The organism is Microcoleus asticus IPMA8, from assembly GCF_013179805.1.
GTDB lineage: Bacteria > Cyanobacteriota > Cyanobacteriia > Cyanobacteriales > Microcoleaceae > Microcoleus > Microcoleus asticus.
Map to the genome: position 1 here is coordinate 18,651 of NZ_SRRZ01000100.1, position 9,506 is coordinate 28,156.

At 41.2% G+C, this 9,506-nt stretch carries 4 protein-coding genes and 1 pseudogene; all 5 read right to left on the reverse strand.

What is annotated here, in order from left to right; all coding sequences use genetic code 11:
• Window position 1: 1 nt before the first annotated feature.
• Complete coding sequence (locus E5S67_RS23065; RefSeq protein ID WP_172190701.1) at window positions 2-3,625, reverse strand: caspase family protein; 3,624 nt, start codon at window positions 3,623-3,625, stop codon at window positions 2-4.
• Window positions 3,626-3,757: 132 nt separating this feature from the next.
• Window positions 3,758-5,953 carry a caspase family protein gene (locus tag E5S67_RS23070; RefSeq protein WP_172190702.1) on the reverse strand — a complete coding sequence of 732 codons (2,196 nt, stop codon included), beginning with the start codon at window positions 5,951-5,953 and terminating at the stop codon, window positions 3,758-3,760.
• A 153-nt stretch (window positions 5,954-6,106) separates the two neighbouring features.
• Entirely contained in the window at window positions 6,107-7,021 is a 915-nt protein-coding gene (locus tag E5S67_RS23075) for a peptidoglycan-binding protein (RefSeq protein ID WP_172190703.1), read from the reverse strand.
• A gap of 33 nt (window positions 7,022-7,054) precedes the next feature.
• Window positions 7,055-7,924: a glycoside hydrolase family protein gene (locus E5S67_RS23080; RefSeq protein WP_172190704.1), complete on the reverse strand. Its 870-nt coding sequence runs from the start codon at window positions 7,922-7,924 to the stop codon at window positions 7,055-7,057.
• A gap of 273 nt (window positions 7,925-8,197) precedes the next feature.
• Window positions 8,198-8,957, reverse strand: a pseudogene (locus E5S67_RS23085) (IS1 family transposase).
• Window positions 8,958-9,506: the final 549 nt, after the last annotated feature.

Sequence of the window (9,506 nt, forward strand, 5' to 3'; positions counted from 1 at the left end):
GTTATTGAGTGGAAATTGATTTGCGCGATTGCAAAAACTCTTGTACTTTTTCTTTTTGTCCCAGTGGAGAGCCTCCTTCAAGATAAGTCTGAAAGGCTCGTTCGGCTTCAGTTAAGATTTCTTTTTCAACCATTGCCCTAAGCGCCTGACCCAGGTAATAATGTGCTTTTACATTATTTGGATCTTGTTGAGTAGCAAGACGGAGTTGACTGACAGCATAAGCTGGATCGCGTTTGCTTTCACAGAGTACTCTTCCCAGCCAGTAACGAGCTTCAGGAAAGGATTGAGTTTTTCTTTTTAGGTCTGAATTTGGTTCGGAAACTTGGTTTAAAGCAGTTTCTACAGAGGTAATACTTTTGTCATAGTCTCCAAGCGTGTAGTAGGCAATCCCAAGATTGAGGTGGCTTTCTGGATCAAACCCGTTGCGTTGTTCAATCAGTCTTTTCAAAAAACTGATTGTTTGTTCTATAGGTTCCTGCTTAATTTTACGGAAAAGTTCATTAACTAAACTACAACGCCAATTTTCAAATAGGCGAGTATCTAAATCAGTTCCTACTACAAATGGCTGAGATTCAGAAGGTAGAGATTTAATCAATTTATTGTAGGTGAGCGTGGCTATTTTGTCTTCAGACAAGCTTTTGATAAGATTGTATGTTAATACGCCATGAATTAATTTTTGAGAGTCATCTCCATAATTTACTTCAACCTCCAAAGACCCTTCATAGATTTCATGGCGGATAGAATTTGAATATATGGAGAGACAGCCGATTTTTAGAGAAGTATTCAACAAGAACTCATTTGTACGGTCTTGAGGTTCAAAAATAACAGTTAACTTACGTTTATTTGGAAGTGGGCGTTCATCTGGAAGAACAGATCGAGAACTGTAATTTCCTCCTCTAGTTGACTTTGACCAACTAGCATCAACAATCGTAACTAGGTTGGTAGGGCGATTACTAACAATTTCTGAAAACTCTTTTAATTCGATATCAAATACATCAGGTTTTCTGCTATCTACGCCCAGGATTGTTAAGTTCTCAGAGTTCCAAGAACCATGCCCTGCAAAATAGAATAAAGCTGGTGATTTATATGATTTTTCAGCTAACTCTTTGAACTCATTTAAAATAGCCTGACAAGTAGCATCTTGATTAAGGAGAGTTTTTATATTTTCTGATTTGAAACCATATTTACTAATTAAAATATCTTTTAAGATACTTACATCATTAAGTGATCCTTCCACAGCCTTTATATCGGTATTGAAATAATTATTTATCCTAACTAATAAAGCATAACGATTAGAATAATCAGGGTTTTGGAGGGATTCTATTTGAGAGATTAGTTCTTGAAATTGAGGGGAGTTAGCTGTTGAGTCTGCAATTGTTATATAATCCTGAAATGTTTTATATGAATCTGCATAAAATCTCTGTCTAAACTGAGCAGTACCCAATTCAAATAGTATGGCAGAATCACTAGACTTCACTTGGTTCAAAGAGATTTCTAAAGCAGTGAGAGCAGGTTGAAAAACGCATTTTTCTAAAAAAGCGCAACCGATGTTGTAATGAAGTATATAAAATGGAACATCTAGGTTTTTGATCGCATCTTTATATCGTGTATTCAGATTATCATAATTTAATGCAGAATAATTTTTATACCAACTTAAGTCAAAGATATCAGGACAGTAATCTAGCCTTGTAGAAAACAGTTTTTTATTAAAAATATTACCTACAAAAAAAGGTCGTTGTTGCCGAAACTTTGCTTCGACTATCTCTCTAACCTTTAAAAAGACATCTACTTGCTTTGTCTCTTCTGAAGCCTGCTGTAGCTCTTGAGCGACTGTGTAACTGAAAAAGCCATAATTACGCTCATCAATATTTGCTTCATAGCTGACCTGCCCTGGAGAAGCTGCTAAAAAAAGTGTAGAGTCTTTTCTTTGTTCAAATAGTTTAACGAGTTCTTCAAATGGCGTACTAATTACAGTATCAATGAATATTATTTTATGTGCAGCAGGAATGGATATTACTAACTCGTATAGCTTTCTGAGGCTAATGAAATTAATTAAATTTTCTTCTTCATCGATATGAACATCAAAAGCAGCTAAATTCCCTGACAGTTCATGCCCACTGAAATGAATTACTACATTGTCATTAAATTGAACTTGGTTTTGAAGCTCGTGAAATGCTTTTAGGATGTTTTCATAAGTTGCTTCAACATCGCTAAGCATTGTAATATTGAAATTATATTGCTTCGACAATACCTCACTTAAAATTTGAATATCGTTCACGCAACCCCTTAAAGGTCTTAGAGTACCGCCATTTTTTAATTTAATGTCTAGGTTAGAATAATTAATTCCAATCAATAGAGCATGGCGTTTACCAATCCCTGGCTGCAACCATGAAACTAACTTACTAACCCAAGCAGCTTTATGATCGTCAGGTTGCCGAGCTAAAAATAACTCAAGAGAAGATATTGCTTTATCTGGTTCACTTTGCTTTGTGTAAGCGATGCCAAGATAGTAAGCTGCATCAGCGACATTAGCCTTTGTTGCTTTCTCAAACTCCTCAATTGCCTTTACTAAATCCCCAGATGCCATCCAGGTTAAGCCCAGTTGCAGATAAATTTCTGGAAATCTGCTTCCAGTAATGCGAGATAATCGAAGTGCTTCTTGTAGATGGTTACTGGCAGACTTAAAGCAACTCCCATCGTCGAGCTTCAGTCCCAAATGGTAGAGTTGACAGCCGATTTCATAATGCTCATGAGCAGAAATTCCGGCTGTGATAGCAATAGGTAAATTGCGATCAAAAGAATTACTGCCAATGCAAGGATGCTGGTGATTACCCGTAGCTTTCTGGACATTCTCACGTACATATTCAAACAGTTCACCCACTGTTACGATTCCATTTCGTGGCTTATTATCAGCAGCTCCACGCATTCCTTCCAACAGGTAATGGGTAAACACCCCATGCCCTCCACCCCATTTCTTATCCTCGAAAGAAACTTCATTCGCTTCTGCTGAAGTAAGTAAAGCTACACCGCCCCTTGATGTTCCTACCTCTTGTAGGTAGCGGTTTACTACTCCTGAGTTGTTCTCTGCACTTCTGCGACCAATCCCCCCACCGATCGCCGCACTGTGGCAGGTATCTGCAATGATAATCACCCGCTCTGCCAGCAAATTCTCCTTTAGAGATAAGTCAACCTCTCGCATTGGGAGTGCCGTTCCCGAAATATCTCTAGGATCGGTATCGTGGGTTAGTAAGTAAACAATATTGGGGCGATCGATATCTGGTGCGCCATGAGAGGCAAAATAGATCAAGACGATATCTTCACGCGCAGGCTTTTTCAAGAAACTGCGTAACGCTCGTGTGATGTTTGCAGTAGTCGCATCCTCGTTAATTAACTTGACAATATGCTCGGCTTCAAAACCGCCGCCCGAAGGAGTTTGCAGCAGCTTTGCCAGTTCTTCTGCATCGCGATCGGCATACTTAAGATTCAGGATCTCATGCTTGTACTTAGAGATGCCAACTATGATCGCCCAGCGATCGACATAAGTTGCGTAGGAAGTGGGAACCGCTACTCCTAAACCCCGATTTTGAGATTCTTCAGATTCATCTGTATCCTTCTCTAATGGCATTTTCATTTCTTCCTACGTCAACTTTTCTTCTTTCCAACTTTTGATATAAAGGCATCCAACAAGAATAAGAGGAGCTAGGATTAGCCCGTTATTCTTGTTGGAATAAACTAACAGGGTTGAGATACCGTTTGATTATTTGATGACAGTCAAGCTGATCTGTTTTGTTGTCCACTCACGGCTGGGAGATGCAGCTACAGATAACTTTCTAGTTGGCGGTTGCTCCTTATCAATAGCTTCAAGTAAAAACTCCAAAGGATTACTTGCGGCTTTAAGTCCTATAAACCCAAGCTCTTTATCAAGCGATGGCAGTTCTAACCAACGGAAGTTTGCTTGGTCAACTGTAGCAAAAACTTTTACGTTATCTTCACCTACCGAAGTTGCTGGAATAGGCACAATTTCTTGTTGGCCTGCTTCAATTGTGACAAAATTTTGACCTTTACCTGGGTGAATTTGCTCAATTGACCAGTCTGAAGCAATATCTAGCACAGTAACATTGAGGTCTTGCAAAGAAGTATTGTGAATTGACAGGAATATATATTCACCTACTTTTACAGTTGAGTTATCAGGATCGAGAAACTTTTTTAACTGGGATCTTGGCGGAATCTCATCTCCTTCCCCATAAACATCTGATGTTCCTAACCACTCAAGAACTAGCTTATCTGCCAGAGGCGAAGCTTTATCTCTGTTATCTAACTCGGCTGTAACATGATATTTAGCTAGATGAACTAAGCGTTTCACGACTGTTACAGCAGCATCAGGGCTACTTATTTTCACAGGAGCAATATTTTTATATGGATGTCCACCGCGATCGCATATTTCATATTCTTCCTGATTATTGACAGCAACTTGATAGGCAACTCCCTCAAAATCATCCTTAGTTAGTTTTTCTTCTGCTAACTCCACCCAACCCTTGCCATTTTCAGGAAGAACTTTTTTGATTGCTTCCAAAGCATTGTCTTGTTGTTTAAAGATTTCTGACAGAAGTTTATTAGGTGGTAGTTCATTGGTTTTAGCGAACTCAGCTAAATCCTCTTCTGTTGCTTTTTCTTGCTTAAATAGGGAAACTTTGCGGACAAGGTTAATTGACGGAGTAACTAAAACCGCTTGATCTCCATCTTCAACCTTAAGCTCTTTGCCCTCAATTTGTTTAAGCTGGCATAGTGATTCAGTGGCTCCCCTTTGAATAATGGTCGCGATCGCAGTCCGATTGTCTTGGTTTTTTAAATCGGTTATGCTACGAGGATAGATGGCAAATTCTGCTCCCTTAGCGAGACCATTTACCTGTCCTACGCCTAACTTAGCCTGTATTTCGCCTGTTTCTGCATCTTTCTCCACCTTCAAAACTGGAACTGCATAAACAGTTTCAGCAAAGTCATCACCAAAAATAATTCGATTCACCTCACCCATTGAGATGGGAGTTTGTTGCGGGAACTGACTGTGAATCTTAGCATTGATGCGCTCAAACAAATCTTTATAAGTTTGTCCAGGGTTCTGCTGCCTTAAAGTATCCAATAACCAATAGGTAAGCGCCCCATTTCGTTCTTTTGTTTCCCGGTTAAAAGCATACTCGTAAGCATACTCATTCTGACGACAAGCTGCTAGCAACACATAATCTCTAGCTGCACGTAGTCCAGAGGCTTTTAGTCCACGAGTGGTTTGTTCAGTAAGCGATCGCCAAGTTGCTTCTAAAGTTTCTAAAGGTGCCACCAATTCTTGACCTGGTTGCAGAGGTTTATCATCAACTGTTTCACCACCCCGAATTTCTACATCCCCTCGCGTTGCGCCCCCAGAGTGACAACAATCCAACACAACTGTAACTGTTAATTTTTTATCTACCAATTCCTTCAACAGTTGTGCTAAATCGAGATCGCGGAGATACTGTCCTTCTGAAGTCCCAATATCCGTAGGGACTAATCCCTCATCAATTCCATCCTCACCCTTAATATACTCACCATTTTTATCTTTAAAAACTGTCTTTGCTCGTCCACCATGTCCAGAGTAGTGGATATATACCTGCGAACCTTCTGGAGCCATTCCTTTCAGCTTTCTGAAGGAATCGATCATATTTTGACGAGTGGGTAATTTTTCGGGTGATTCTAGCGGTTTGGTAGGTTCATTTGGGTCACTAATTGAAGCTGTCAGCTTCAAAATCTGTTCTTTTGGAACTTTTCGCTCATCAATTAAGAAAGCTTCTACGTGATTAATATCTCGTACACACCCGCCAAGACTTTTGTAGGCACTACCACCGGGTAATACATTTGGCATATACGAGTCAATCCCGATTAATAGCGCGTACAAGTTTGGTGTTTGAGCAATTTCGTTAGTCATATAACCCCTATATTTTCGTAACAATCATTAACAACGAGAAAAGAGCTGAATTAGCAATGTTCTAGAGCGCAAATTAGCACTTTTTGCGAACAAGTGCTAATCCAACGACAAACTTTTTGGTTCTAGTTTTGGTAAGCTATCTGGTGCAGCAGTTCAAGCGATTAATTCAAGGGTTTTTGCTCCGACAATTCCATCAGTAACTAAACCTTTTTGCTTTTGGAATTCTTTAACGGCCTTGTCAGTTTCTCCTCCAAACACACCATCGGCTACTGAGATGGCCAAACCTGCATCCTTCAACTTCTGCTGAAGTTTCCGCACATCTGAACCCTCCATGAGAGGGCGGCTGAGACGTAAATTTCTAGGCTTGTCGTCCCATGGTGCTTTCTCAAAACCCATTGCGGGCGATCGATTTAGGCAGGATTCAGTTATAGGCCCCCACAGACCCTCAGCCTCAATTTCTTCAGTCGGATGATTTTTGTTCCAGAGCTGTTGGAAAGCTTTTATCGTTGCCTCGCGCAAGTCTTTAGCGCCTGCACCTTGATAATCAATGTGTGGCGGGTCTCCGGCTAGAGGCTGCCAACCACTACCATTTAGAAAGGGTAACCAACCTTCACGATCTTCGATATCAAGCGCCAAGCCACTCTGGTGATTACTTTGACCGGGTTCAGCTACAGGGCTTTTGCCATTGAGCCACTTAAACAACAGCATTTGCTGAGCAAGAGTTCGATAGGCTGAATTAACAACAAGCTTCCTACCATACCTTTCAATAGCTTTTTGCAGTGCCTGTTTGGCTGCGGGCGGCACAAAAGGATATGCTGCATCTCCCAATTCGACATCTAGATCGTCAAAACTGACTAAAGCATCTGGGACAATGAGATTGATTTGGTAGATTAATTGCTGAGATAACCCGTTGACGACGGAAGTATTCCCTTCGGGAGCATCTTGGAGCAAACCATTAAAACTTGCTCTTGCTCTTGGTGCATTCTCCTCAAATTCATGAATTTCTAGACAAGGTTCAACGACCAAGTCCTCCAATTGATCGGATGTATCATTGATTGAGTCGCTCATTTTTGTTTCTTAATGTTTTATAAAGTAAACAGTTTACAAGCCTAAAGATTGCTGCGTTTGGGCACCAGCAATGCCATCTACAGTGAGATTTTTCTGCTTTTGAAACTGCCTCACTGCCTTATCAGTGTCTTCTCCAAAGATTCCATCAACTTCAATATTGAATCCGGATTTGATTAAAGCTTGCTGAAGTTGGCGAACCTCTTCTCCTTGTATTAGGGGTTGACTGGGTTCGGCGAGGCGCAGCACTCTTTCTGGCTCCCAATGCAAAAACTCTTCCCAAGGCTGACTTAAGAACAACGCTCTTTCAGCTCTCCTCCTGCGAGACAAACCCAGTAATGATTGACCGCCTGCCTTGTCCCATCTCGGAAATTGGTCAGCCACTTCCTGAAACTTTTCTTGATTTAAAAGCTGCAAAAGTGTTGACTCAAACAGAGAACGTGCGCCCAAGTTGTAACTAAAACTTACCAAGGCTGAGAACTGATCGTCATTGAGCTGTACTTTGACAGCATCAGCCACCGCAGCTTCAAATTTTTCCAGCTCATCTTGCAGCATCTTCTCGGCTTGGGCGACGGTAATCTTCATTCCTTCCCGCACACCTTCCGTAGCTCCCCACCCGATAGTCCACACGCCAACTGGGTCTTTATATGCCTCTAGATACAACCCCTCAAACGATTGAACAAGCTTCAGTCCCTCTTGGTTGGTTTTCGTGATATGTGCTCGCGGTTCAGGTACATCAGGAGGAACTGCGTCAGTCGGTGCGATTGTAAAAGTTTCAGCCGGAGTGAACTGCAAAGCTTCCATGAGCGTTCGCACAATTCCTTCTGTTTCTATAACTTTTATTGGCTGGTCGTTTTCCATTTCGTACACGCGACCATCCTTAAAGATTTTAAGCTCTCTTGACATTTAAGTTTTTCCTTTGTAAGTCAATGCGTTGACAAGAGGCATCCTGAAGATTTGAGCGCAAACTCTCGCTCTACCTCTGGGGGGCGCAGTCAAGGTAATGCAAGGTATTGATTAATATTATTACCCGATAGTTTTTCCGGCTGGTTACAGCCCTAAATTACACCTGTTACAGGACAGATTCAGGAATTTTCTCTAAAGTTTTACAAAAATTAACGGAAAATCTCCGGTACGCTATATGTAGCATACTTGTGTTTGGACGGTTGGGTAGTGCTTTTATGTAAAGGATGGAGAAAATTGAGGCGGTTGAGTCTTCAGCATTGCTAATCGGATTCGGTGATTGTAGTCATGAATAAAATTCCAAATAGCACCAGCCATGATTCTCCAACTTCTTAGAAAACGATAATGTCTTCCTGACTAATCGCGAAATTCGCTGCCTGAGAGTATTATTTAATCGTTCAATGTAACTCGTCAATCCGCTTTCTTTCCCCACAGGCTGATGCCGTGAATGTCGGTAAAACCGCAGCATATGCCTCCCAATGATCGGTATAAATCTTGGCACTGCAGGCGATAGACACTCGGTAGGGAATCCCATAATGCAAGAGCCGACTTTAAGGAACGGTCTCCAATATGACATCCGGTCACTTCCCGAGTCTTGGCATCCATCGCTAACCAAACCCATTGTTTATTCCCTTTGTTGTCTACAAAAGACCATAGTTCATCCATTTGGACGGTGTGTTTTCCGACTTCTTTTGGGATAACTGTAGCCTTGGGTTCTACGGCAGTGTACAAGTGGTTTACATAATTTTGAAGCCAGAAGAGAGGAAACACCCATGACTCGATCAATGCCACCCAGAGAAATCCGTTCAAGGAGAAGCAACTCAATTTTTGCGCCCGGTGTCGGTGTTTTTGGGTTGCCATTTAGGATTTTCGACTTTCCTGGCGACCACAGTCACGACATTTATGGTGAAAGTTTTCCGCGACGAGTCATACCATTTTTCATCACATCGTCAGAACCACAAGTGGGACAAATCAGATAGGGTTTCATCATGAGACTCCTCAAAAGATTGGCATAGAGCTATTATCCTCTATCCTTTACATAAAAACACTACCGACGGTTGCTAGTAATTGAACCTTGACTCAAAAGTGGTTCGGGATGGAATTAGAATAAGATCGCACCGCGAACGCAAGGGCGGCAAGTCGCGGGCTCCGGAGCGTACAAGAGACGAGAGAAGCCGTCGTACTGCAAAAATTTCCATCGACTACAAGAGTCAAGTATTCAGTTGTTTTGAGTTTAGTTTTTAATTCCCTCGGCATTCCCAGTCAATTCTCAACTTCTGGAGCATCTTGAGCTATAGCCTTTCTCAGGTTTCTGGAGGTACAAAATAACTAACTTAAACACACTGGAAAATATCAAATAAAATAGATAGAGAAGATCTAATTCAATCGGTGAGTGTGCGCCCCTATAAGTGCTACAAACTAAACCGATGAAAACCAGAAGTGTTGAATGATAGGAAAAGATTGCTAAAGTTGGCAGAGCAATGTATAATTGTAGACTTATAAATTATTAATAATCAACTAAAAT

Bases quoted from the DNA above. Each gene is read 5' to 3' on its own strand.
- E5S67_RS23080 (WP_172190704.1), bottom strand. From the start codon at position 7,924: ATGTCAAGAGAGCTTAAAATCTTTAAGGATGGTCGCGTGTACGAAATG.
- E5S67_RS23070 (WP_172190702.1), bottom strand. From the start codon at position 5,953: ATGACTAACGAAATTGCTCAAACACCAAACTTGTACGCGCTATTAATC.
- E5S67_RS23065 (WP_172190701.1), bottom strand. From the start codon at position 3,625: ATGCCATTAGAGAAGGATACAGATGAATCTGAAGAATCTCAAAATCGG.
- E5S67_RS23075 (WP_172190703.1), bottom strand. From the start codon at position 7,021: ATGAGCGACTCAATCAATGATACATCCGATCAATTGGAGGACTTGGTC.